This is a genomic window from Streptomyces sp. WZ-12, assembly GCF_028898845.1.
Lineage (GTDB): Bacteria > Actinomycetota > Actinomycetes > Streptomycetales > Streptomycetaceae > Streptomyces.
The window spans coordinates 4,472,470-4,493,949 of sequence record NZ_CP118574.1; the positions used below are offsets into that span (position 1 = coordinate 4,472,470).

The 21,480-nt window shown below is 71.6% G+C and carries 28 protein-coding genes and 2 tRNA genes; 7 read left to right on the top strand and 23 right to left on the bottom strand.

Annotated features, from left to right (window positions below; genetic code table 11):
- Position 1 precedes the first annotated feature (1 nt).
- The 3 genes from PV796_RS19170 to PV796_RS19180 all read right to left on the bottom strand — a co-directional run bounded on the left by PV796_RS19170 (position 2) and on the right by PV796_RS19180 (position 2,687).
- A complete protein-coding gene (locus PV796_RS19170) occupies positions 2-1,012 on the bottom strand; it encodes a bifunctional MaoC family dehydratase N-terminal/OB-fold nucleic acid binding domain-containing protein (protein ID WP_274914520.1) in 1,011 nt (336 codons plus the stop codon).
- Positions 1,009-2,190, bottom strand: coding sequence for an acyl-CoA dehydrogenase family protein (locus tag PV796_RS19175; RefSeq protein ID WP_274914521.1), 1,182 nt, complete (start codon positions 2,188-2,190; stop codon positions 1,009-1,011). The genes PV796_RS19170 and PV796_RS19175 overlap by 4 nt, the downstream gene beginning before the upstream one ends.
- 191 nt (positions 2,191-2,381) lie before the next feature.
- Entirely contained in the window at positions 2,382-2,687 is a 306-nt protein-coding gene (locus PV796_RS19180) for a hypothetical protein (RefSeq protein WP_274914522.1), read from the bottom strand.
- Between the two features lie 479 nt (positions 2,688-3,166).
- On the opposite strand from PV796_RS19180, the gene PV796_RS19185 reads away from it, so the two are divergent.
- Positions 3,167-4,210 carry a bifunctional DNA primase/polymerase gene (locus PV796_RS19185; protein WP_274914523.1) on the top strand — a complete coding sequence of 348 codons (1,044 nt, stop codon included), beginning with the start codon at positions 3,167-3,169 and terminating at the stop codon, positions 4,208-4,210.
- Between the two features lie 15 nt (positions 4,211-4,225).
- On the opposite strand, the gene PV796_RS19190 is transcribed toward PV796_RS19185, so the two are convergent.
- Positions 4,226-4,990: a class I SAM-dependent methyltransferase gene (locus PV796_RS19190; protein WP_274914524.1), complete on the bottom strand. Its 765-nt coding sequence runs from the start codon at positions 4,988-4,990 to the stop codon at positions 4,226-4,228.
- 296 nt (positions 4,991-5,286) lie between these two features.
- Between PV796_RS19190 and PV796_RS19195 the strand changes: the two genes are divergently transcribed.
- Together PV796_RS19195 and PV796_RS19200 are read left to right on the top strand one after the other, a co-directional pair.
- Positions 5,287-5,661 (top strand): hypothetical protein, encoded by a 375-nt coding sequence (locus PV796_RS19195; RefSeq protein ID WP_274914525.1) that lies wholly within the window; start codon positions 5,287-5,289, stop codon positions 5,659-5,661.
- Between the two features lie 66 nt (positions 5,662-5,727).
- The gene (locus PV796_RS19200; RefSeq protein WP_274914526.1) at positions 5,728-6,585 is read left to right on the top strand and encodes a class I SAM-dependent methyltransferase; all 858 of its coding nucleotides are present in this window, start codon (positions 5,728-5,730) and stop codon (positions 6,583-6,585) included.
- A 70-nt stretch (positions 6,586-6,655) separates the two neighbouring features.
- On the opposite strand, the gene PV796_RS19205 is transcribed toward PV796_RS19200, so the two are convergent.
- The 16 genes from PV796_RS19205 to PV796_RS19280 all read right to left on the bottom strand — a co-directional run bounded on the left by PV796_RS19205 (position 6,656) and on the right by PV796_RS19280 (position 14,586).
- Positions 6,656-6,744, bottom strand: a tRNA-Ser gene (locus tag PV796_RS19205).
- 6 nt (positions 6,745-6,750) lie between these two features.
- Positions 6,751-7,929, bottom strand: a complete 1,179-nt coding sequence (locus PV796_RS19210; protein WP_274919125.1) for a tyrosine-type recombinase/integrase — start codon at positions 7,927-7,929, stop codon at positions 6,751-6,753.
- Complete coding sequence (locus tag PV796_RS19215; protein WP_342456922.1) at positions 7,929-8,138, bottom strand: excisionase family DNA-binding protein; 210 nt, start codon at positions 8,136-8,138, stop codon at positions 7,929-7,931. The genes PV796_RS19210 and PV796_RS19215 overlap by 1 nt, the downstream gene beginning before the upstream one ends.
- Before the next feature lie 2 nt (positions 8,139-8,140).
- Positions 8,141-9,538 carry a replication initiator protein RepSA gene (gene repSA, locus PV796_RS19220; protein WP_274914528.1) on the bottom strand — a complete coding sequence of 466 codons (1,398 nt, stop codon included), beginning with the start codon at positions 9,536-9,538 and terminating at the stop codon, positions 8,141-8,143.
- On the bottom strand, positions 9,535-10,107 hold the full coding sequence (locus PV796_RS19225; RefSeq protein WP_446750691.1) for a DNA cytosine methyltransferase: 573 nt from the start codon (positions 10,105-10,107) through the stop codon (positions 9,535-9,537). Before PV796_RS19225 ends, repSA begins: the two co-directional genes overlap by 4 nt.
- Positions 10,108-10,169: 62 nt before the next feature.
- Positions 10,170-10,367, bottom strand: coding sequence for a hypothetical protein (locus PV796_RS19230; RefSeq protein ID WP_274914530.1), 198 nt, complete (start codon positions 10,365-10,367; stop codon positions 10,170-10,172).
- Between the two features lie 5 nt (positions 10,368-10,372).
- Positions 10,373-10,570: a hypothetical protein gene (locus PV796_RS19235; protein WP_274914531.1), complete on the bottom strand. Its 198-nt coding sequence runs from the start codon at positions 10,568-10,570 to the stop codon at positions 10,373-10,375.
- A 93-nt stretch (positions 10,571-10,663) separates the two neighbouring features.
- Positions 10,664-10,900, bottom strand: coding sequence for a hypothetical protein (locus PV796_RS19240; RefSeq protein WP_274914532.1), 237 nt, complete (start codon positions 10,898-10,900; stop codon positions 10,664-10,666).
- 13 nt (positions 10,901-10,913) lie between these two features.
- Entirely contained in the window at positions 10,914-11,237 is a 324-nt protein-coding gene (locus tag PV796_RS19245; protein ID WP_274914533.1) for a SpdD protein, read from the bottom strand.
- 18 nt (positions 11,238-11,255) lie between these two features.
- Positions 11,256-11,444, bottom strand: coding sequence for a mobile element transfer protein (locus tag PV796_RS19250; protein ID WP_274914534.1), 189 nt, complete (start codon positions 11,442-11,444; stop codon positions 11,256-11,258).
- Positions 11,445-11,448: 4 nt separating this feature from the next.
- Positions 11,449-11,628, bottom strand: a complete 180-nt coding sequence (locus PV796_RS19255; protein WP_274914535.1) for a hypothetical protein — start codon at positions 11,626-11,628, stop codon at positions 11,449-11,451.
- 2 nt (positions 11,629-11,630) lie between these two features.
- Positions 11,631-11,810 (bottom strand): hypothetical protein, encoded by a 180-nt coding sequence (locus PV796_RS19260; RefSeq protein ID WP_274914536.1) that lies wholly within the window; start codon positions 11,808-11,810, stop codon positions 11,631-11,633.
- A 12-nt stretch (positions 11,811-11,822) separates the two neighbouring features.
- On the bottom strand, positions 11,823-12,572 hold the full coding sequence (locus tag PV796_RS19265; protein ID WP_274914537.1) for a DUF2637 domain-containing protein: 750 nt from the start codon (positions 12,570-12,572) through the stop codon (positions 11,823-11,825).
- Between the two features lie 71 nt (positions 12,573-12,643).
- On the bottom strand, positions 12,644-12,820 hold the full coding sequence (locus PV796_RS19270) for a hypothetical protein (RefSeq protein ID WP_274914538.1): 177 nt from the start codon (positions 12,818-12,820) through the stop codon (positions 12,644-12,646).
- Between the two features lie 91 nt (positions 12,821-12,911).
- Positions 12,912-14,255, bottom strand: a complete 1,344-nt coding sequence (locus PV796_RS19275; protein WP_274914539.1) for an FtsK/SpoIIIE domain-containing protein — start codon at positions 14,253-14,255, stop codon at positions 12,912-12,914.
- Position 14,256: 1 nt separating this feature from the next.
- The gene (locus tag PV796_RS19280; protein WP_274914540.1) at positions 14,257-14,586 is read right to left on the bottom strand and encodes an SCO3933 family regulatory protein; all 330 of its coding nucleotides are present in this window, start codon (positions 14,584-14,586) and stop codon (positions 14,257-14,259) included.
- A gap of 187 nt (positions 14,587-14,773) precedes the next feature.
- Between PV796_RS19280 and PV796_RS19285 the strand changes: the two genes are divergently transcribed.
- Positions 14,774-15,532, top strand: coding sequence for a GntR family transcriptional regulator (locus PV796_RS19285; protein ID WP_274914541.1), 759 nt, complete (start codon positions 14,774-14,776; stop codon positions 15,530-15,532).
- Positions 15,533-16,579: 1,047 nt separating this feature from the next.
- Here PV796_RS19285 and PV796_RS19290 read toward each other — a convergent pair.
- Positions 16,580-16,666, bottom strand: a tRNA-Ser gene (locus PV796_RS19290).
- Positions 16,667-16,709: 43 nt separating this feature from the next.
- Positions 16,710-18,191, bottom strand: a complete 1,482-nt coding sequence (locus PV796_RS19295; RefSeq protein WP_274914542.1) for a S1C family serine protease — start codon at positions 18,189-18,191, stop codon at positions 16,710-16,712.
- 369 nt (positions 18,192-18,560) lie between these two features.
- Here PV796_RS19295 and PV796_RS19300 point away from each other — a divergent pair, with 369 nt between their 5' ends.
- The gene (locus PV796_RS19300) at positions 18,561-19,454 is read left to right on the top strand and encodes a glycerophosphodiester phosphodiesterase family protein (RefSeq protein ID WP_274914543.1); all 894 of its coding nucleotides are present in this window, start codon (positions 18,561-18,563) and stop codon (positions 19,452-19,454) included.
- A 58-nt stretch (positions 19,455-19,512) separates the two neighbouring features.
- Here the strand turns inward: PV796_RS19300 and PV796_RS19305 are convergent, their stop codons facing one another.
- A complete protein-coding gene (locus PV796_RS19305) occupies positions 19,513-19,638 on the bottom strand; it encodes a hypothetical protein (protein ID WP_274919408.1) in 126 nt (41 codons plus the stop codon).
- Between PV796_RS19305 and PV796_RS19310 the strand changes: the two genes are divergently transcribed.
- Entirely contained in the window at positions 19,595-20,287 is a 693-nt protein-coding gene (locus PV796_RS19310; RefSeq protein ID WP_274914544.1) for an ATP-binding protein, read from the top strand. The two genes, PV796_RS19305 and PV796_RS19310, sit on opposite strands and share 44 nt — an antisense overlap.
- 153 nt (positions 20,288-20,440) lie before the next feature.
- The gene (locus PV796_RS19315; protein WP_274914545.1) at positions 20,441-21,409 is read left to right on the top strand and encodes a DUF5926 family protein; all 969 of its coding nucleotides are present in this window, start codon (positions 20,441-20,443) and stop codon (positions 21,407-21,409) included.
- The last annotated feature ends 71 nt before the right edge of the window (positions 21,410-21,480 follow it).

Sequence of the window (21,480 nt, forward strand, 5' to 3'; positions counted from 1 at the left end):
CTCAGCCCTCGCCGCCTTCCGCGCCGGTGGACCCGCCGGGCGCCTCGGCCCGGAAGAGGGGCAGCACCAACTCCTCGTCCACCCGCCGGAATTCCAGCCGCACCGGCATCCCGATCCGCACCCGGTCGGGCTCCACCCCGATCACGTTGCTGACCATCCGCACCCCCTCCGCCAGCTCGATCAGCCCGACCGCGTACGGCCCCGCGGCCCCGTCGCCGTCGGGCGCGGCGAACGCCGGGAACGGCGGGTGGTGCATCACCACATACGAATAGACCGTCCCCGCGCCGCCGGCCTCGACGGTGTCCCACCGCGTCGCACCGCACCGGTTGCACCCGGGCAGCCAGGGGAACCGCAGCGTCCCGCAGCCGCCGCAGCGCTGGATGAGCAGCCTGTGGGCGGCCACGCCCGCCCAGAAGCCGGCGTTGTCCCGATTGACGACCGGCCGGGGGCGCTTCCCCCTCGAAGTCCCCTCATCAGACGCCCCGTTGGGGGAACGCCGGCCCGCCGGCGCGTACTTGAGCACCCGGAAGCGGTGCGTTCCGGCCGGCTCCCCGTTCGCCCGGACGTCCATCCGGGTCGTGATGAAGTGGCCGGCGCCCAGCTTGGTGGTCTTGCGCCGCGACACCGACTCGATCACCGAGTCGAAGGTGAGCACGTCGCCGGGGCGCAACGGCCGCAGGTACTCCTGCTCGCAGTCGGTGGCGACGATCGCGGTGTAGCCCGCGCCGTCGAGCAGCGCCGAGAGCTCCTCGTAGGCGCCGCTCCGACCGCGGTGACCGGAGAGTCCGCCCATCGTCCACGCCTGGAGCATGGTCGGCGGGGCGACGCCGTCCGGCCCCCGGTAGGCGGGGTGTGCGTCGCCCATCGCCTCGCACCAGTGCCGGATCATCGCCTCGTTGACCGGGTCCTTCGCCACGCCCCCGGCCGACGCCCGGCGCCCCTCGAACGCCCCGAGCGCCTCCTCGTACCCGTCCGCGCCCTCCCGCACCCCTTCGTTTCCGTCCCCGCTCACCCGCGCCGCCCCTTCCGCATCCCCAGTCGCACCGTGGCCACGATCTCCCGCTGCACCTCGCTGACCCCGCCCCCGAAGGTGTTGATCTGCGCGGCGCGGTTCATCCGCTCCAACTCCCCGTCCCCGTAGGCGCCCGGCGAGCCGGCCCGGACGAGCGCGGCGTCGCCGACCACCTCCTGGCACATCCGGTAGACCTCGACCGCGCTCTCCGTCCCGGCGAACTTGACCCCGCTGGCGTCGCCCGGACTCAGCGTCCCGGCCCCCACGTCGCCGACCAGCCGCCAGTTGAGCAGCCGGGTGGCGGCCAGCCTGGCGTGCGCCTCGGCGAGCCGGGCCCGCACCCAGGCCCGGTCCGCTGGCCGCTCCCCGGTCTGCGGGTCCGGCGTACGGGCATGGGCCAGCGCGGCCTCGTAGGCGTCCTCGGCCTGCATGCCGATCGCGGCCAACGCGACCCGCTCGTGGTTGAGTTGATTGACCATCAGGTCCCAGCCGGCGTGCTCCGCCCCGACGAGGTTCCCGTAGGGGACGCGCACCCCGTCGTAGGAGGTGGCGGTGGTGGTCAGCCCGCCGACGGTCTCGATGGGCGTCCAGGAGAAGCCGGGGGCGTCGGTCGGCACCAGGATGATCGAGATGCCCCGGTGCTTGGGGGCGTCCGGGTCGGTGCGGCAGGCGAGCCAGATCCAGTCGGCCTGCTGGGCGTTGCTGGTGAAGCTCTTGCCGCCGTGGATCACCCAGTCGGGACCGTCACCCCCGGAGCCCTCCGCCGCCCGCACCGCCCGGGTCCGCAGCGACGCCAGGTCGGTGCCCGCCCCCGGCTCCGTGTAGCCGATCGCGAAGACCACCTCGCCCCTGAGGATGCGGGGCAGGAAGAAGTCCTTCTGCGCCGGCGTCCCGTACTTCATCAGGGTCGGCCCGACGGTGTTCAGGGTGACCATCGAGACCGGGGCGCCCGCGCGGTACGCCTCGTCGAAGAAGACGAACTGCTCGTCGGGGCCGCGCCCTTGACCCCCGTAGGCGGTCGGCCATCCCAGGCCCAGCAGCCCGTCGGCGCCGATCCGGCGGAGCGCCGCGCGCTGCGCCACCGGGTCGTCGACCGGTCCGTCGGGCAGCAGTTCCCGGAAATAGGCGCGGAGTTCGGCGCGCAGCCGCTGCTGGGCTTGGGTGGGGGCGAGGTGCACGTCGGCGGGCCTTCCTTCGGTGACGGCCGTACGAACGAGCGAGCGGGTTTCTGACTGTCCGTCAGAAACCCGCTCGCTGTCAAGGCCCGCGCGATGAACCCCAGAGCGGCCCACATGTCCGCCGCGCGGCACCTCACCTCACCTCACCTCACCCGCCGATCATCCGCCGCGCGGCCGCGCGGCGGACCGGCTCACCAGTTCTGCTCGAAGTCGACGTTGGCGTTGCCCTGGTCGATCACGCTGAAGCCGTCACCGTTCACGCTGGCGGTGTTGTTCTGGTTCGACGCGCCGGGACCGTTGGCCACCTGCTGACCGGTGGTGGAGTTGCCGTGATTGCTGCCGCGGACGCCGGTGCCGGTCTGGCTGGTGGCGGCGGAGCTCGACCCGTTGTTCGCGAGCCCGCCGTTGTCGGCCTGTGCCACGCCGGTGCAGAGCGCCACCGCGAAGGGCAGCGCGAGGCCGACGGCGATGACGCGGGCGGTACGAGTGCTTGCCATGTCTCTTTCCTCCTACGAAACGCAAACTTGTGACTTATGAACTTCGGGGATTCAGCAAGCGGATCCGGCCTTGCGAACCCGCCCCCGAACCGGGCATCCGACCTCTCGAAACCCGCTCCGAACGACCGGTCCCGGACGGTCCGTACAGCGCTAACTCCCGCTGTTCACCGGGTAGTTGGCCGACCACCGCGGTGCCTGCCTCGACGTCGCGACCTCAGGATTGCCCAACCGGACCCCGCCAGATCCACCGGCGGAGACCGGTTCCCCCGCAAGGGGGAGAAACCGCCGACAAACCCCGATGCCCCCACCCGCGCCCCCGCGCCACCCCTCGTGCTCCACGGCGATCCACCACAACCCGTTCGCCCCAAGGATCGGGCGGGTCGCCCACCACCCCGACCACCCCGGCGCACAGGTGTTCTTCGTCGCGCGCCACCCCTCCCCCTCTTCCCTTTTTCGAACGCTCGTACGAAAATAAAGCCATGGCCATGCCCCGCCGCCATGCCGCACCGCGCACCGCCCACCCGTCGGCCGCCGCCCTCCCGCCCGAGGCCCCGGCCGCCCCCCGCCCGACCCTGCGCCCGGTCTCCGGCCCGACGCCCCGCGCGTCCCGGGAGCCCGCGCCCGCCCTCCCCGCCTACGGGCCACCCCTCTCCCCCGCCGACGCCCACCACGCCGCCCTCGCGCACGCCCTCGCCGCCGCCGAGCGCGGCCACCCCGTCATCCCCCTGACCCGCACCAAACTCCCCGCCCTGCGCTCCCCGCACCACGACCCCGCGGGCCCCGACGACCCCAACGCCCCGCCCTGCCACGGCAGGTGCGGCCGCCTCGGCCACGGCGTCCACGACGCCGCCACCGACCCGCTCGCGATCCGCCGGATGTTCGCCACCGCCCCCTGGGCCACCGGCTACGGCATCGCCTGCGGCCGGCCCCCGCACCACCTCATCGGCCTCGACCTCGACACCAAGCACGGCGCCGACGGCCCCACCGCCCTCCGGCTGATCGCCCGGGCCCACGGCCTCGCGCTCCCGCCGACGGTCACCGTCCTGACCCCCTCGGGCGGCCGCCACCTGTGGTTCACCGGCCCGCCCGCGCCGCCGGTCCCCAACTCCGCCGGCCGGCTCGCCCCGGGCGTCGACGTCCGCGGCGCGGGCGGCTACCTGGTCGGCCCCGGCTCGCTCACCACCCAGGGCCGGTACGTCCTCGCCCCGGACTCCCCGCGCCACCCCGCCCCGGTCCCGCCCGCCCTGCTGACGCTCCTGCTGCCCCCGCTCGGCGCCCCGCCCCGCCGCCCGCACCCGGCCACCGCCGCCCACGGCCACCAGCCGCCGGCCGTCGCCCTCCTCGACTTCGTCCGCGACTCCCCCCGCGGGCAGCGCAACTCCCGCCTCTTCTGGGCCGCTTGCCGCGCCCACGAGGCCGGCCTCGGCCCGGAGCTGGCCGAGCGCCTGCTCGCCGCGGCCCGCCGGACGGGCCTGCCGGAGGCCGAGGCCCGCGCCACCCTCGCCTCGGCGGCCCGCCGCTGACGCTCCCGGGCGGCCCTACCCGCCCGTCTTCCGCGCCTCGATCAGGAACCGCGTGGTGTGCGCCACGAACGCCCCCTCGCGCCGGATCAGCCCGTCCAACTCCCTTAGCCGCTCCCGGTATTGCTCCACGGTGAACCCCGGCACCATCCACACCACCTTCCGCAGGAAGTAGACGACCGCCCCGATGTCGTAGAACTCCGTCCGCAGCCTCTCCTGCCGCAGCGCGACCACCTCCAGCCCGGCCGCCTCCGCGTCCCGCCGCGCGTCCTCGGGGTGCCGGGCGCGCCGCACCTCCGCGGGCTGCGACCCCAGGAAGAACTCCACCAGCTCGAACACGCTGGCCGGCCCGACCTGTTGGGAGAGGTAGGTGCCGCCCGGCCGCAACACCCGGGCGATCTCCGCCCACCACACCGTCACCGGATGACGGCTGGCCACCAGGTCGAACGCCCCGTCCCCGAACGGCAGCGGCGGCTCGTCCTCGTCCGCCACCACCACCGCGCCCCGCGGGTGCAGCAGCGCGGTCGCCTTGGCCACGTTCGGCGGCCAGGACTCGGTGGCCACCATGACCGGCGGGAACGCCCCCGCGCCGGCCAGCACCTCGCCGCCCCCGGTCTGGATGTCCAGGGCCGCCGTCGCCCGCCCCAGCCGCTCGCCCAGCAGCCGCTGGTACCCCCAGGAGGGCCGCTGCTCGGTGGCCCGACCGTCGAGCCAGGAGAAGTCCCAGCCCGCCACCGACACCTCGGCGGCCTCCGCCACCAGTTCCTCGAAAGATCGCTCCATGCCCCCAGCCTCACCGCTCACCGCCGCTCCCTGCCAGCCCTTTCCTCCCCACCCCGCACCGCGGGCGCGTTCGACGCGCCAGCCCCGCACACCCCGGTCACCACCGGCCCGATGGCAGCACGGACCGACCGGCCCGACCGCGCCTTCGCCGCCCCCTCCTCACCTCCCGGCCGGCCCGCGTCGAACCCCCGCCGGGCGCCCCGCAGCACCCCCACCCACCGGGCCAACCGGGTGAAACGTCCACAGCCGCCGCGCCACCCCGTCAGAATCGAACGAGTGAGCGGTATCCTTGCGCCGTGGCTGACAAGCAGAAGACCTACGACTTCCCCCAGGACCTGCGGGAAGCACAGCTGGAGCTGCACCAGGTCCAGTCCGCCCTCGCGGACCTCTACCGACGCCTGACGTGGTCGATCGAACCGCTCCCCGGCTGGACCCACACCAAGGAGAACGGTCACTTCTTCGAGACCGAGCGCGCCGACTCCCCCGGCTGGACCGACGAGGAGCAGTCCCGCGTCACCGAGCTGCGCACCCGCCAACTCGCCCTCGCCGAGCGCGTCGTGACCCACGACTTCTGGTCCACCTGCGACGACGCCCCCGCCGCCCGCTCGGCCCTGAAGCACCTCCACGAGCGGGAAGAGCAGGCGGAGGAAGAACAGGCCCTCGGCGAGTAGCCCGCCCGGCGTCACGCCGCCCCGAGGGCCGACCGCACGACGACAGGCAGCGAGGGAAGGGACCCCATGACGGACGAACGCTCTCCAGTGCCCGACAGCAGCGCGGTACGGGTCGCCCTGTGGCGGGCCCTGCACGTCCAATGCGACCCGCCGCCCCACGTCCTCGACGACGAGATCGGCTTGCGCCTGGCCGCCCCCGACGAGGACTGGCGCGCCCGCCCCGACATGGACCCGCAGGCCACCGCCGGCTTCCGGGCGGCCATCGTGGCCCGCGCCCGCTTCATCGAGGACCTGGCCCTCGAACAGGCCGCCCACGGCATCACCCAGTACGTCATCCTCGGCGCCGGCCTGGACACCTTCGCCCAACGCCACCCCGAAGTCGCCGGCCGGCTAAGGGTCTTCGAGATCGACCAACCCGCCACCCAGTCCTGGAAACGCCGCCGCCTGATCGAGCTCGGCTACGGCATCCCCGACTGGCTCCACCTCGTGCCGGTCGACTTCGAGGCCAACGAGTCCTGGCCGGACCGGCTTTCGGCCGCCGGCTTCGCCGCCGACCGCCCCACCCTCATCGTCTCCACCGGCGTCACCCTCTACCTCTCCAAGGACACCACCGCGGCCACCCTGCGCCACATCGCCCGCCTCGCCCCGGGCTCCACGCTCGCCCTGTCCTTCCCCCTCCCCGCCGAACTCCTCGCCCCCGCCGACCGCCTCGCCCTGGACCGGGCCACCAAGGGCGCCCGAGCCAGCGGCACCCCGTTCCTCAGCTTCTACACCCCGCAGGAAATGCTCACCCTCGCCCGCCGGGCCGGCTTCGCCGACGCCCGCCACCTCCCCGCCACCGCCCTCGCCGACCGCTACTTCTCCCACCGCCCCGACCCCCTCCGCCCCACCCCCGGCGAGGACTTCCTCCTCGCCACCACCTGACCCCACCCACACAAAAAACGGCCCCCGCCCGATAACTCCCGGACGGGGCCCGCTCTCACTGCTCCACCTGCGGAGGCTGTGGGATTTGAACCCACGGTGGCGTTGCCGCCACGACAGTTTTCAAGATGTCTCCCCGAAGATCAGCAGGGGAGCCGTTCCGGCAGGTCAGGCCGGTACGAGAACCCCGGCAGAGCCGTCGTCATCGTCATCGTGCCCGCTGCGTGCCCGTTGGGCGTTGTCGTGCCCCTCGATCCATGACTCCGAAGCCTTAGCGACCTGAGCATCCCGGCCCGCAGCCGGCCGGGCGTAGTGCCGGGTGGTCACACTCGCGTTGGAGTGGCCGAGCCGGTGCGCCGCGGTCATCACGCCGTACTGATCAGCAACCCAGGTGGCGTGCGACGCCCGAAGGTCGTGCGGAGTCACGTCGGTCAGCCCGGCCGCCGTCACCGCGGGGTCGAAGTGCGCCTTGCGCCACTGGTTGTACCGAAGCGGGTCACCGACCCCGTTGGTGAACAGCAAGGCGTCATCACCACCGGGCAACTGGTCAAGGTAGGCAGACAACCGCTGCACCAGCGAGGGCGCCAGCGTCAACGTGCGCTTCTGGTGCGACTTCGGCAGGTCGAAGACTAAGGTCCCGTTTGCCTCAGCAAGGTTCTCGTCCACGTGCACGAGACACCGCTCCACGTCGATGTCGCCGCGCCGCATGGCGAACGCCTCACCGATCCGCAGGCCGCCGAAAGCGAGCAGCGCGATCAGCAGATCATGCGGTGCAGAAGCCGCACGCACAATACGGGAGGCTTCGAGCTGGGTCAGGATGTGCGGCTCCGTCTGCGGCATCCTCGGCAACCGAACCCTCCGACAAGGCGTCACGGCGATCAGCCCGTTGTCCACGGCCGAGTTCATGATCTGTGCGAGCACGCGGTAGCACTGGCGGATCCACGAGGCGCCGACACCGTCCGTCTTCATCTTGGCGACCCACTCAGCGATGGTGATCGGCCGCAGGCTGGATAGTTCACGGTCGCCAAGCACCGGGTTGATCCGTGACGCGATGATCGAGCGGTACGTGGCCCGCGTCTTGTGCTTGAGCTGGGGCCCCACCGACGCCAACCAGCGAGCCGCCCAGTCCTTGACGGTCGTCCTACCGTCGTCAGGGTTCAGCCAACGCCCTTCTTCGATCTCGATCCGCTTCTTCGCCAACCAGAGGTCTGCATCCGTAATCGTCGCGAACGTCCAGTCCGCGGGATGGTCGACGCCATCCGGGCCGAGGTAGCGCGCTTGGAACCGGCCGGACGGCAACTTGCGCACCCGACCGAACTGACGACGGCTCTTCCGCCTACCCGCCATCACGCCACCGCCTTCAGCCGACGGACCAGGGTGACGGACTCCACCGTGTTGGCAGCGATGTACGCCTCCACCACGCTTTCACGGATACGAACGTGCCGGCCCACCTTCACGAACGTGATGCGGCGCTCCTCGACGAGCCGGCGGGAGAAGCGGACGGTGGTGCCGAGTCGTTCCGCTACCTGTTCTACGTTCAGCAGCCGATCGTTCATGGTCACCACTCCCCGTTGGTGTCGTCGGTGTTGAGTTGGGTGCGGAGTTCGCGGGCGATGTCGCGGTTGTGTTGGATGTCGCGGCGGATGTTGGCGGCGAGCCAGGATTCGCCGGGGGTGTGGCCGTGGCCGGCGTAGGACCAGTGGGCCAGGACGAGGGTGGTTGCTTCGGGGTGTTGGTCGGGGTCGGGTAGGCCCAGGGCGGTGCGTTGTTGGGCGGCGCGGTAGTCGGCGCGGACCTGGCGGAGGGCGCCGAGGGTGGTGGAGTAGGCGCGGGATTTGGTGGAGAAGTGGCCGCGGAAGCCGAGCATGTGCGCCCAGTCGCGGAGTTTGCGGTCGGGGTAGAGGGGGTGGAGGTCGAGGCAGGCCGCGATGAGTTGGGCGGGGTGCTCGGGGACACCGAGCAGCACCAGGGCTTCCTTGTTGCCGATGCGGTGGTCGACGGTGCCGGTGGTCTCGGCGGCTTTGGTGGCGTACTTGGCGACGTAGGAGGCGACGGCCTGTTCGGTGATGTCTTCGCCGTCGCCGAAGGCGCCGATGGCTTGGATGTCTAACTGCGTGCCCCAGCGCAGAGTTCGGACGGGTTGGTCGCCGGCGGCGGGAACGTCGAGCTGGACGCGGGCTGCGGCGGCGTGGATGGCGTCGGTGAGTAGGTCGTGGGTGGCCCAGGCCGGGGGCGGGGTGTGGGGACCGCCGGGTCCGTCGAAGCGGATGACGGCATGGAAGTGGACCGCACCACGCTTTTGGTACTCAGCGACCTTGCCGAAGGAGACCCGTGATTGGGCGTGGGCTTCCTTCTGGGTCAGGCCGGCGCGGCGAGCGATTTCGCGGCGGAGGTAGATCGTGAAGTAGCGCCACAGGTCGGAAGCGTGGTTGTTCCACAGCACCGCGCCCGCGTAGTCGTAGGCGGCCAGGTCCAACGGAGTGCCAAGGGCGGGGTCGTTGTCGGGGTGGTGGGTGCCGCAGCGGCAGGGCCGGTTGCCAGGGCGGTTGTGGACGGACCCGAAGGAGGGGGCCGTCAACGTCGCGAAGACGCGAGGGTGTTCGCGGACCCTGTGGGGCGTGCCCTTGGTGGGGTCGCCGACGAGGCCGGCGCGGATGAGGTGGTAGGTGTCGCCGGCGTAGGTCCAGGCGCAGGACGGGCAGCGGGAGGCACGACGGTTGCCGCAGGCCACCCGGAGCCGGCCGCCGGGTTCGCCGTCCGTCGAATAGGAGTGGAGGACCTGCCCGGTCTTGGCGTCGCGGGTCACGGTGGCGCCGGTCAGGTGGATCGGGTCGGAGCAGCCGCCGGTGCGGCGGATCTGGTCGGTGAGGCGGTCGAAGCCGGGAGACCCGGCCACCTTGAGCAGATCGCCCAGGGTGGTCGGGTCCAGGCCCGCCGCGGTGGCGGAGTCGATCACGCGGCTGCCTCCGCGTCCGTGAAGTTGAGGTACTGGGTGGCGATCCAGTGAGAGTAGGCAGGCGGTACGGCCTTGCGGGCCTCCCTGTTGGTCATCCAGGTGCAGCCCATGGCGTCGGCGTAGGCGCGCTCGCCCTTGTGGTCGAAGGGGTGCAGGCCCCGGTGATGCCAGCAGGGCGCGACCAGGTCTCCGCCGCCGCTCCAAGAGGTCTCGAAGACCCGGTGACGACGAACCTGAAGCCCCAGTTGTGTGCCGCACAGCAGGTAGTCCGGCCTCAACAGACCGGCCGATGCCGTCTCGGGCACGTTCTCGATGACCCAGGGCCGGCCGGTGGCCTGCATGGCCTCTCGACCAGGCGCCAGGAGGTCGGGGTGGTCGTCGGGGTTGCCCCGCCACCTGGTCACACGGGCGTAGCGTTCGCAGGGCCAGGAGCCGTGGATGAGGTCGTACTCGTGGCCGTGGTCGCGGACGAAGCTGATCGCGTCGGCCTGGTGGAACTCGAAGGGATAGTGGGGTTGTGGGGCGATATCGACGCCGGTGACGTCGAACCCGGCTTGGTGGTAGCCCATCGACACACCTCCGGCGCCGCAGCACAGGTCCAGGACTCGTAGGCCGTTGCGGGCGGTTGTGATCACTGGTGGCCCCCCTTGGAGTGGGCGGGACCGTGGTTGGCTTCCCAGCCCTGGACCAGGCGGCGCACCTGGTCGTCGCCGTGGGCGGTGGCGCGGGCGCCGCAGTGGCACACGGCAGAGGCTTGGGCTGGGGCGGAGGGCGAGGGTTTGCTGACGTGCAGGCCGGGACGGTCCGGGGTCGGAGTGAGGTCAGCCACGGCGCTCACTTCCCGATGTGGATCAGGTCGGCGGCGCGGGTGGTGTGGCCGGTGCCGCGGCAGGTGCGGCAGACGACCTTGATCGTGTGGCGGGTGCCGGCGGTGGTGCGCAGGCCGGTGGTGATGGCGACGCAGGGGAAGCCGTCGCAGTCGGGGCAGTAGCGCGAGGTCTGGGTGCGCGGGGTCCGGGTGTTTTCGGGCATGATGAGCAGTCCCTTTCGGGTCGTTGGGTCTGGAAGGGGTGCAGGCGCCCGGGGCGGCGGAAGTTTGGCGACCGAGGCCGCCCCGGGGGCCGTCTAGCGGCGGTTGCGGCGCTTGGAGTAGGCGGGCGGGAGGTTGTCGTAGGAGTCGGCGCCCTGCCAGAACGCGGTCCGCTCCTCGCTGGTGCTGGAGCCGTCACCGATCTCGCGGATGAGGCGGTTGGCGGTCTTGCGGTCGCCGTGCCGCTTGGCGATGGCGTACTCGCGGCCCTTCTCCGTCATCGCAGGGTCGGCGGGGGCGGAGTCGTTGCTCTTGCGGTTGAACAGGCCCATGTCGGGGCTCCTTTCAGTGGTTGGTGTGCTGGTTGGTGAGGATCGAGCGGACGACGAGGGCGCAGATGGCGACGGAGGCCGCGGTGATGGCCGTTGCGAGGAGCATGGAGACCAGGACCGCGCCGACGATCAGCACGGCCGCGGTGCCACCGGCGGCGACGGCGACCACGCCACCGGGCGTGAGCTGAACCGCGGACCGCTTACCGACCGCCGGGGTCGGGGTCGGGGTGGCGGGCTGGACCGGGGTCGTGGTGTCCGCGGTGGGGACGAGCGGAGCCGCGGTCGGGATGGTGAACGGCTGCGCGGTGTCCGGGGGCGGGATCTTCGGGGTGAACATGGCGGGTGTCCCTTCTGGTCAGGGGTTGCAGCGGTGGGTGCGGGCGGCGAGTTCGGCGCCGGCGCGGTCGCGGTAGTCGGCGGAGAAGCCGCAGCCGGGCGCGGTGCACGCGGCGGTGTGCTTGGTGCGTCCGCGGCCGTCGTAGTGGCTACCGACCTGGACGGGGCCGATGCGGATCACGTCGTAGAAGCGGTTCGGACGCGACATCAGCTCAGCCCTCCTGGCGGGCGAAGGCGTCCGGGTGGGTGTTGAGCCAGTGGCGGACGGCGGGCAACTCGTCGCGGGTCGCGGCGTCGATCGCGGTGATCCCGATCTGCATCGCTTCGACGACCCGGCCCCGGGCGGCGAGTGCGGCGGCGAGTTCCAGGGTGAAGCGGATGTGAGACCGCATGATCAGCTCTCCTGTCCGGTGAAGTCGTCGGCGTGGTCGGTGAGCCACTGGGCGATCTCAAGCTGTTCGTCCTCGGTGGCCTGGTTGATCGCGGCTTCGCCGGCGCGCATGCCGTCAACGAGGCGGTTGTTTCGGGTGAGTTCGGCGGAGCGCTTCAAGGCGCTTTCGATGGCAGGACGCATGATCGGTTCCTTTCAGGCGAGTTGGGCGGTGATGGCTTCGGCCAGCGCCGGCGAGAGGCCGAGGCGGGCGCGCAGGGTTTCGATGTCGATCGGGGTACCGGTGGTGGTGCGGTGGGTCTCAGCGACCTTGCGGGCGTGCTGCAACAGCGCGGGCGGGACAACCGGCCCAGAAGACACAGGCTTTGGCTCAGACACCGGGACCGGTGCCGGCGCAGGGGCGCGAGTTGGTTCAGGCGCCTCAATCACCGCGGGAGCTTCCGACTCCGCTGCGGGAGTGGGCAGTTCGGCGGGCGTCGGTTGTGGTGCCCGTTCAACGGTGATCGGGTCGAGTTCTTGCTCGGTTGCCGCCTCCGGCTGGACCGCGGATTCCGCGACCGGGGCCGGGGCCGGGGTGGGTGTGTGGGCGAGGAGCGTGCCGCCGAAGAAGGCCAGGGCCGGCCATCCGGCGACGAGGATGCGCAGCCACGCCGGCACGTGGGTCAAGTCGAGCAGACCGGCAGTGGCGATGTTCGCGCCCAGGGACGCGGCGAGTGCGATCACGAACCAGGTCCAAGCCGGCCGGGTTGCGCGGTGGTCGGCACGCAGGGTTCGCAGGCGTCGCCAGGCGGCGACGAACAGCAGGTCCACGCTGACCGGGTAGGCCCAGGCTTTCCACCCTTCCTGGCCGGCAGCCTGGGCAATGTCGTGGAGATGGGCGAAGGACAGGGCACCAGCGATCACGGCCTGGATCAGGACGGCATCCGGGCGGATCGAGCGGACCATGGTCTTCACATCCTTCAGGGAGTTGGGCCAGTGCGGGCGGTCTGTGTGCAGCCGCCCGACCCGGCAGAGGGCTAGTGAGCGGGGGCTTCGCCGGAGCCGAGGCAGTTCAGGCACAAGCCCGTCTGTTCGCCGACCACGCGATGCCTGCGGCCGACCCGGACCGTGCGGGCGACTTCTCCGGTGCCCTTGCAGACCAGGCAACCCTTGACCGGGGGCTTGGGAGGCGTAGTGCGCTTGGTTGCAGCCATGGCCGTGGTCCTTTCACTGCGGTTTCAGGCATGGCGGTGCTAGGGACCCGGCGTGAGACGGTCACGCCAACCGTGATGCGGGGAAGGGGTGTTACTCGGTGACCGGTCGCGGCTTGACCAGCGACGGACCACCAGCCGGCGTCAGCTCGACGGGAACGGCCGGACGGAACGGCGCCAAGGCCGGAATGTTCGGAACGAGATGAGCGTGCTCACGGCAGTCGCGGGCAACTTCTTCCGCGGTGACCTGCGGAGTGCGGATGCGGGACCAACCGCCGGAGGTGTCACCAGCGACAGCGACGCCGGGCCGGTCCGCGGGGATGGCCGTTGCGGCGAACACCGCGTCGGGGGCGATGTCGCCAAGCCCCATCTCGGCCGTCTGCTTGTCGTTGACCCGATGCACCACACGGCCGGTGAGCTGGGCACGGAGCATCGTGGCACCACGGCCCAGTTCGGAGCCGAACCGCTGGCCACAGATCTCCAAGTAGATGCCGACCGCCCGGGCCATCTGCGCGATACGCACCATCCGCATCACCATCCGGTCCCGACGCTCCTCATCCTTCTTCACCGCGACGAGGAACAGCTCCGCCACCTCATCGACCAGGACCACCAACGGCACCGGCCGCACCCTCTCCGGCAAGGCCCACAGGTCCGAGACCCGATGCTGAGCCAGGAGGTCGAAGCGGTCTTCCATCAGCGTCTCCACCACGTCCAAGACCCGATCAGCTTCATCAGGCGTGGTCGCCAAAGCGGACAACCGCGCGGCGTAGGAGCCCTGTTCGACGCCGCGTTTGCAGTCAATGCCGATCAAGCCCACCGGCAGCTTCGCCAGCCCCTTGATCAGGTTGCGCTGATACATCGACTTCCCCGAGAAGTTCGCACCCAGCGTCAGGGAGTGCGGCACCTGGCGGTAGTCCCGCAAGAACGGGGACCCGTCCTCACGTAACGCCACCGGCACCGCCATCGACCCGACCTTGATCCGGCGCGGCATCCGCACCCGACGCAACACGTCGTAGCCGGTCATCCGCAGCTCCACCACACCAGGCTTAGCCTCCACCACGGTCACCGAGTGAACGCCCCAGGCATGCCGCAGCCGCTCGGACGAGGCCGCCACATCCGCCGGCTCCAAACCGGCCGGGAGCCGAAGCGAGACCCGCAGGCCAGTCGAAGTGCCCCGCACCCGACGGACCTTGGGCGGTACCGGCTGAACCTCACGGCGAGCGATATTGCGAGCCATGAACGCCCGCAGGCGAGACGGCTGCACCGTCAACCCGCACACATCCATCGTCGACCGGTAGGTGACCGTGAACCGGCCCCACGTCACCGGCAGACCCACCAGCGACCAGTACACCCGCGGCGCACGCACCTTGGCGTAGCCCAGGCCACCGGCCCCCGCTAAGGCACCCGTCACTTCGAGCGCCGTACCCAGGTCTGCCATGTCAGGCCCCAGCCGTGAGCGCAACCGCGCGGAACGCGATCCCGTGCCGCTTCTGCCCGTTGAACTCGTTCTCCCAGTCCCGAGCCTTGAGACCCACCACCCGCACCGGCATCCCCGGCGCCAGATTCTCCGGCAGACCCGTCTCCGGGACGGTCACCTGGTACAGGTTCCCCTCCCCCTCATCCGAGATCAGCAGGCCAACGGTCGACAGCCCGGCACCGGACTCCCGATCCACCGCCCGCTCCCCGGTCTGCTTGTTCGCCATCTTCGGCGCCGGCGCGGTCGCCACGAACACGACAGCGGTTGAGAGGTCGATCTTGAACGACGGCATGGCTACTTCCCTTGTTTCGGGAGGCCGCCCGATGCGACCTCTCTAGACATCTCCATTGGAGCGCACTTCTCTAGAGACGTCAAGGAATCTGTCTAGAGACGTTGCCGACGTGGATTGCGACTGCACGAACCGGGCGGGTGTCTTGCCCATGACCTAGGCTGTCTAGAGAAGAGAGGAGGGCTCCGGAATGACCAACACCGACGACGACCGTCGGCCGAAGTACCAGCGGATCGCGGACTCCCTACGTGAGGCGATCCAGTCTGGGGAGTACGGTCCTGGTGATCGGCTTCCGGGTGAAAACGACCTGATGTCAGAGCATGGCGTGGCCCGCATGACAGCTCGCCAGGCATTGGGCGTACTCAAGGACGAAGGAGTCGCCGAGGCCCGCAAGGGCGCCGGTGTGTTCGTCCGAGCCTTCCGACCCCTTAGGCGCCGAGGCATTCAACGACTGGCGCAAGAGCAGTGGGGCAGTGGTCGCTCCATCTGGTCTGCCGACATCGAGAACCGCAACCTTGTGGTGGACAACGTGACGGTGTCGGAAGGGGCCGCGCCCAACCACGTGAGAGCGGTTCTGGATCTGGGCGACGACGACAGCGTGTGCGCGCGGAGCCGAAGGTTCGTCCTGGATGGAAAACCCGTCCTGCTTGCGACGAGCTACCTCCCCATGTCCGTAGTCGCAGGGTCGGCGATCACTCGGGAGGACACGGGCCCTGGAGGGATTTACACCCGACTCGCCGAACTCGGCTACAAGCCCGTGCACTTCCGCGAAGAGATCCGCTCGCGCATGCCCTCGAAGGAAGAGGCGGCACAGTTGAGCATCTCCGCGGGCACACCCGTCATTCTCATCTGTCGCACCGCGTTCGCCGACGAAGGTCGCCCCGTCGAGATCAACGAGATGACGCTCGACGCTGCCTCCTACATCCTGGAGTACGACTTCGACGCCTAACCCAGCGCGAGTTGTTACAGGTTTCTCTACCTCATCAAGCCCCGCCCTTCCGGGCGGGGAAGGGGTGCGGGAAGGGTCCGCAGCAGTCTCTCGGGGTGCCGTTCCGCGCAGGGCCGTCCCGGATCAATCGCTCAGCCGTCGCCATCGAGTCCACCAGCGTCACAAGGGGCAGGCAACCCCCCGTCCTCGCCGTGAGCGGACAGCCCGAGGCACGTCCCGCAGGGATCGTGGGTTTGTGGTCCTGGTCTTGCGGGGGCTCTTGCCTTTGGCATCCGGCGCCCGGCCAACGGCTATACAGCCGCCGCTGGGAATCACACCCCGCCGGCCCGTCACACGGGCCGGCGCCGGGCTCGGGGGCTCGGGCGCCGCTCCTGCCTCCGGCCCGCTCCGCCCGGCCCCCGGCCCCGCGCCACCGAAGCTGCCACGGGGTGATCCCTTGCCGCTTTGTCCGCCCACAACGGCACCGGAACGAGCCGGGAACCCCGCAACCCGAACCACCACCCACACCCAGGACCGACCACGGCCACCCGCCGGCGGCACCGGAGCAAATCAGCCACCCGAGAGCGCACGTCCCAGGGCAAGGCCGGACGGGAGTCCCCGCGGGCAACGAGACGAGGTGAGAAGGAGGGGAAGGTTGAGGGGTGGGAAGAACATGCCTCCGGCGGGGGATCGGCCGGCACCGGGGGCAGGGGGCGCCGTCGCCGAGTGCCGGCTGGTGAGGGGCTGAAGTGGGGGCTTCCGTCCCGTCCGCCGTCGACCCAGGCAGAGCCGAGCGGACGCGGCCCAGGGCGTCAAGGTCGTTCGTACAGTGGCGCGCTCCACCTTGACGCCCTGAACCACGCCCGCTCCACGGTGTGTGGGTCGACGGCGGACGGGACGGAAGCCAGGGTGAGTGGTGGGCGAGGGTGGAAGGTCGGCTTAGAGGCGGCCCTCATGCCCGTTCCGTGCCCGAAGTGCCGGGGAACAAAGGGGAATCGCGGGCATCGACGGATGGCACTCAACGCAGAAGCCCCCGACCGAAGTTACTGGTCAGGGGCCATCTACCTGCGGAGGCTGTGGGATTTGAACCCACGGTGGCGTTGCCGCCACGACAGTTTTCAAGACTGTTCCCTTAGGCCGCTCGGGCAAGCCTCCCCGCGGCGCCGGGGTGCGGTGCCGCGGGGATCAGACTAGCGCGTCACTTGTCGCCCGTGCGCTGCCCCAGGGTGACTTGGGTGGTGTGCTCCTTGCCACCGCGCTTGAAGGTGAGGGTGACGCGGTCGCCGGGCTTGTGCTGCCAGATCTCGCTGATCAGCGTCGGGCCACTGTCGATGATGGTGTTGTCCAGCTTGGTGATGGTGTCGCCGGGCTTCAGGCCCGCCTTGTCGGCCGGGCCGCCCGGGGTGACCGGGTCGCTGCCGTTGTTGCCGGTCTGCGCGATGGTCGCGCCGTCGCCGGACTCCCGCATGCCGACCTGGACCCCTATCTGCGGATAGACCGGCTGCCCGGTCTTGATCAGGTCCTCCGCCACCCGCTTCGCCTGGTCGATCGGGATCGCGAAGCCCAGGCCGATGCTGCCGGACTGGCCCGACTCGCCGCCGAATCCGCCGCCGCCGTTGCCGGCCGACTGGATCGCGGAGTTGATGCCGATGACGTTGCCGCCGGCGTCCAGCAGCGGGCCGCCGGAGTTGCCCGGGTTTATCGACGCGTCCGTCTGGAGGGCGCTCATGTACGAGGCGCTGCTGCCGCCGCCGTCGCTGGAGGCCACCGGGCGGTCCTTGGCGCTGATGATGCCGGTGGTGACCGTGCCGGACAGGCCGAACGGGGCGCCGATGGCGATGGTGGCGTCGCCGACCTGGACGTTGGCGGACTTGCCGAGCGGGAGCGGGTTGAGCGTGGCACCGCTGGCGTTCTTGAGCTTGATCACGGCGACGTCGTAGCCCTGGGCGTGGCCGATGACCTCGGCGTCGTACTTCTTGCCGTTGGAAAACGTCGCGGTGAGCCGGCCGCCGTCGGCGGCGCTGGCGACCACGTGGTTGTTGGTGAGGATGTGGCCCTGCTTGTCGTAGACGAAGCCGGTGCCGGTGCCGCCGTCGCCGCTGGCGCCCTGCGCCTCGATCGTGACGACGCTGGGCAGCGCCCGCTGCGCTATCCCCGCGACGGAGGTGGGCTTGCGGTTCAGCGCCCCGGCGTCGCCGGGGGCGGAGACCGTGGTCGAGGAGTTGTCGTTGCGGCCCGCGGCCCAGTAACCGATGCCGCCGCCGACGCCGCCGGCGACCAGCGCGGCGACGAGCACCGCGGCGATCAGCCCGCCGTTGCGCCGCTGGGGGGCCGGGCGGTGGTCGGGCGCGGCCCAGGGATTGCCGCCGCCGGGCGGGGGCGCGCCCCAACCGCCGGCGGAACCGTGACCGGCCGCGGCGTACGGGACCTGGGGGCCCGCGGGCGAGCCGGGCGGCTGCTCCGGATGGGCGGCGGGGGTCGGGGGGAGCTGCTGGGTGCGGTCCTCGTCGGCCGGGCCGGTGGCCCGCGGGGCGTAGTCCGGCGGCGGGGGCGTGGCCGGCGCGGGCGGGGCGTCGTGAGTCTGGTCGCCGGAGGCGGGCGCGGGGGCGCTGTCCGGCTGCGGCCCGGTCGGCGGCTTGGCCTCCGACGGGACTCCGGCTCCCTCGTTCTCGGTGCTCACAGCTCTCTCCTCAGTCAGCGTGCGTCACGGCGGTGCCGGCCCAAGGGACCGCCCCGGTATTCCAGCATCCGGGATCCCGCGGTACTCCAGCATCCGGGATCTCGCCGCTCCGGGCGAGTCCCGACCGTCCCGGTGGTGGCCCGGGGGATCCGCCGGCGGCCGTCGACGAGGCCCCCACCGCCCCGGACACCGCCCAGCCTCCCCCAGCTTTCCCTATGGTCCGTCAGGGCACCGTAAGCCGAACCTGTGACTTAATGCGGACGAGTCAGGCCAGAGGTGGGCATAGTCGCCGCCCGTGGTGGTGGGGGCGCCGGGCGCCGGTGATCTTCTGCCGGGCGGGGGCGCGGCGGCGGATGGCACGATGACGCAGTGACCTACCCGCGCCCCGCCGAGGACGCCCGTCCGGGCCGTCCCGCCATCGCCGTCGTGGCCCACCGCGGGGCGTCCGAGGACGCCCCCGAGCACACCCTGGCCGCGTACCGGAGGGCGATCGAGGACGGGGCGGACGCGCTGGAGTGCGACGTCCGGCTGACCGCCGACGGCCATCTGGTCTGCGTCCACGACCGGCGGGTGAACCGCACGTCCAACGGGCGCGGGGCGGTCTCCGCGCTGGAGCTGGCCGATCTCGCCGCGCTGGACTTCGGGTCCTGGAAGGGGCTGGAGCACAAGGGCCTCGTGGAGCGGCTGGCGCGCGCCACCGGGCGGCCGGTGAACGCGGACGAGGAGCCGGACTGGCAACAGGACGAGGACGCCGAGCGGACCTCCGTGCTGACCCTGGAGCGGCTGCTGGAGCTGGTCGCGGACGCGGACCGGCGGGTCGAGCTGGCCATCGAGACGAAGCATCCGACCCGCTGGGCCGGACAGGTGGAGCAGCGGCTGGTCGAACTGCTGGCGCGCTTCGGCCATACGAAACCGGCCACCCCCAACTGGGCGCCGCCGGTGCGCGTCATGAGCTTCTCGGCGCGCTCCCTGCACCGCGTACGGGCCGCGGCCCCGGACATCCCGGGCGTCTATCTGATGCAGTTCCTCACCCCCCGCCACCGGGACGGCCGGCTGCCGCCCGGCGTCCGCATCGCCGGCCCCGGCGTACGGATCCTGCGCGCGCACCCCGACTACGTCGCCAGGGCCCACCGGGCGGGCCACCAGGTGCACGTCTGGACGGTCAACGAGGCGTCAGACGTGGAGCTGTGCCGCGACTTGGGGGTGGACGCAATCATTACGAACCGCCCCAAACAGGTACGTAAGCAACTCGGCCTGGAGTAAGGCTCCTTACGGGGTGTGCCCCGGCGCACTCGGCCCGTATTCGACGGTGTCGAGTGCGTCACTGCGTGTCGGTTGGCCGGTTTCCGGTCCAGTCCATTGGGGCATCCATCCCGTGGCGTGGGGCAAAGGAGGTCTCGGGGGTGGCGTTGGTGGTGGCACAAGAGGTGCCGACGTCGTCGATCATGGCCGTACCCCATGGTCCAGCGGGTGTCGGCATGGCCAGGCGGCGCATGCGAGAAGAGCTGTTGGCAAGTGGAGTTCAGGACACAGTCGTTGATGACGCGGTCCTGGTCCTTTCGGAACTGCTGAGCAATGCGTGTCGCCATGCGCGTCCGATATGCGAAGCCCAAGTACCGGATTCCGCATCCGCGAGAGCATCCGCGGACAACTGCGGCGCCGCGTCGGACGCGGTGTCGGATTCCGCTTCCGCTCCCGGCGCCTCGGTCCGCGCGGCCTGGCGGATCGACGAGCAGGGGCGACTGATCATCGCGGTCACCGACGGCGGCGGGCCGACCCGTCCGGTTCCGGCCACGCCGTCGGTCACCGCGCGCGGCGGCCGGGGGCTGGCGATCATCCGTTCGCTCGCCAAGGACTGGGGCGTGCGCGACTCCGCCCCGGGAGAGGTCACGGTCTGGGCCGCCCTCTCGCTTCAGGGCGCGTTCGCTACGCGCGTGGATCTGGGGGCGGACCTCACCGCCGACCTGACCACCGACATGGCCGTCGGGCTGCCGCTCTCGCTGCGGAAGGCCCCGCGCGAGGGCACGCCCCGCCGGCCGCGCAACGGCCGGGGCGCGACCGGCCTGGCCTTCGCGGAGTTCGACGAACTCCCCTAGCGGGCGCCCCCGGTGGACAGCGACGAGCCGCCCCGCGCGGCGACGCGTTCGCGACGCTCCCGGCGATGTTGCCGGCGCCGCGGGCACCGCTCTCCTTTAGGCTCGCGCCGGAACGCGTCCGTACGACCAGGAACCATCAGGAGCACCGTCGCCATGGCCAAGAAGCGCCGCCCCCAGCCCCGGGCCGCAGCAGTACAGATCAAGGACGGCGAGGTGCCGGTGGTCGGCGCCCGCGAGCCCTGCCCGTGCGGTTCCGGCCGCCGCTACAAGGCGTGCCACGGCCGGCAGGCCGCGCACGCCGTCACCGAGTTGGTGCGGCGCCCGTTCGAGGGGCTGCCCGGCGAGTGCGACTGGGTCGCGCTGCGCGAGCTGGTACCCGCCGCCACCGCCCCGTTGACGCTCAAGGGCGGGCTGCCCGACGGCGTGCCCTCGGTGACGCTGGCCACCGTGCTGCCGATGGCCTGGCCGGCGCTGCGCCGGGACAACGGCGCGGTGCTGCTCGGCCTTCAGAACGACACCTCGTCCGGCGACATCAGCCGGGACCTCGCCGACACCCTCCAGCGGGCGCTGACCACCGAGCCCGGCCACCCGGTCGCCGCCGGCCGGGCCCTCGCCGACGGGCCGCGGCTGCAGGACCTGTTGGACCTGGACGCTCCTTTTGAGCCGACCGTCCACACCGGCTTCGAGTTCTGGGTGGAGAACGCCGAGAACGCCACCGGCGAGGTCGCCGCCTCCCTGGAGCGGGCCAACGCCGCGGCCATCCCCACCGCCCGCATCCCGGGCCTGGAGGGCGCGTACTGGTGCGAGGCCCCGGAGAAGAACCACCTGCGCTGGGTCACCGAGCACCCCGAGGAGCACCTGCTCGACGCGCTCGCCCGGCTGCACGCCGCCGGCACCTCCGCGCTCGGCGAAGGCACCCGGCTGGTCGGCTCGTTCCGGGCGCACGGCCTGGTCGTCCCGGTGTGGGACCTGCCGTCCTCGATGAGCGCCGACGACGTCGCCGGGCCGGCCGCCGCGTTCCAGGAGCGGCTGGCCAAGGCGCTCGCCACCGACGCGCCGCTGACCGCCGAGGAGCGCCGGGCCCGCGGCGGGCTCACCAACCGTCAGGTCACGCTGAGCTGACCGGCCCGACGACACGATCGCGGACGTGAGACCGGTCACAGCGGTGCGGCAACTCCCCGGTGCCCACCGGT

Bases quoted from the DNA above. Each gene is read 5' to 3' on its own strand.
- PV796_RS19315 (WP_274914545.1), top strand. From the start codon at position 20,441: ATGGCCAAGAAGCGCCGCCCCCAGCCCCGGGCCGCAGCAGTACAGATC.
- PV796_RS19225 (WP_446750691.1), bottom strand. From the start codon at position 10,107: ATGGGCTACCACCAAGCCGGGTTCGACGTCACCGGCGTCGATATCGCC.
- PV796_RS19240 (WP_274914532.1), bottom strand. From the start codon at position 10,900: ATGGGCCTGTTCAACCGCAAGAGCAACGACTCCGCCCCCGCCGACCCT.
- PV796_RS19190 (WP_274914524.1), bottom strand. From the start codon at position 4,990: ATGGAGCGATCTTTCGAGGAACTGGTGGCGGAGGCCGCCGAGGTGTCG.
- PV796_RS19250 (WP_274914534.1), bottom strand. From the start codon at position 11,444: ATGTCGCGTCCGAACCGCTTCTACGACGTGATCCGCATCGGCCCCGTC.
- PV796_RS19235 (WP_274914531.1), bottom strand. From the start codon at position 10,570: ATGCCCGAAAACACCCGGACCCCGCGCACCCAGACCTCGCGCTACTGC.
- PV796_RS19265 (WP_274914537.1), bottom strand. From the start codon at position 12,572: ATGGTCCGCTCGATCCGCCCGGATGCCGTCCTGATCCAGGCCGTGATC.
- PV796_RS19215 (WP_342456922.1), bottom strand. From the start codon at position 8,138: ATGAACGATCGGCTGCTGAACGTAGAACAGGTAGCGGAACGACTCGGC.
- PV796_RS19200 (WP_274914526.1), top strand. From the start codon at position 5,728: ATGACGGACGAACGCTCTCCAGTGCCCGACAGCAGCGCGGTACGGGTC.
- PV796_RS19210 (WP_274919125.1), bottom strand. From the start codon at position 7,929: ATGGCGGGTAGGCGGAAGAGCCGTCGTCAGTTCGGTCGGGTGCGCAAG.
- PV796_RS19255 (WP_274914535.1), bottom strand. From the start codon at position 11,628: ATGCGGTCTCACATCCGCTTCACCCTGGAACTCGCCGCCGCACTCGCC.
- PV796_RS19280 (WP_274914540.1), bottom strand. From the start codon at position 14,586: ATGCCGTCGTTCAAGATCGACCTCTCAACCGCTGTCGTGTTCGTGGCG.
- PV796_RS19285 (WP_274914541.1), top strand. From the start codon at position 14,774: ATGACCAACACCGACGACGACCGTCGGCCGAAGTACCAGCGGATCGCG.
- PV796_RS19275 (WP_274914539.1), bottom strand. From the start codon at position 14,255: ATGGCAGACCTGGGTACGGCGCTCGAAGTGACGGGTGCCTTAGCGGGG.
- PV796_RS19245 (WP_274914533.1), bottom strand. From the start codon at position 11,237: ATGTTCACCCCGAAGATCCCGCCCCCGGACACCGCGCAGCCGTTCACC.
- PV796_RS19185 (WP_274914523.1), top strand. From the start codon at position 3,167: ATGGCCATGCCCCGCCGCCATGCCGCACCGCGCACCGCCCACCCGTCG.
- PV796_RS19305 (WP_274919408.1), bottom strand. From the start codon at position 19,638: ATGATCGACGACGTCGGCACCTCTTGTGCCACCACCAACGCCACCCCC.
- PV796_RS19260 (WP_274914536.1), bottom strand. From the start codon at position 11,810: ATGCGTCCTGCCATCGAAAGCGCCTTGAAGCGCTCCGCCGAACTCACC.
- PV796_RS19180 (WP_274914522.1), bottom strand. From the start codon at position 2,687: ATGGCAAGCACTCGTACCGCCCGCGTCATCGCCGTCGGCCTCGCGCTG.
- PV796_RS19270 (WP_274914538.1), bottom strand. From the start codon at position 12,820: ATGGCTGCAACCAAGCGCACTACGCCTCCCAAGCCCCCGGTCAAGGGT.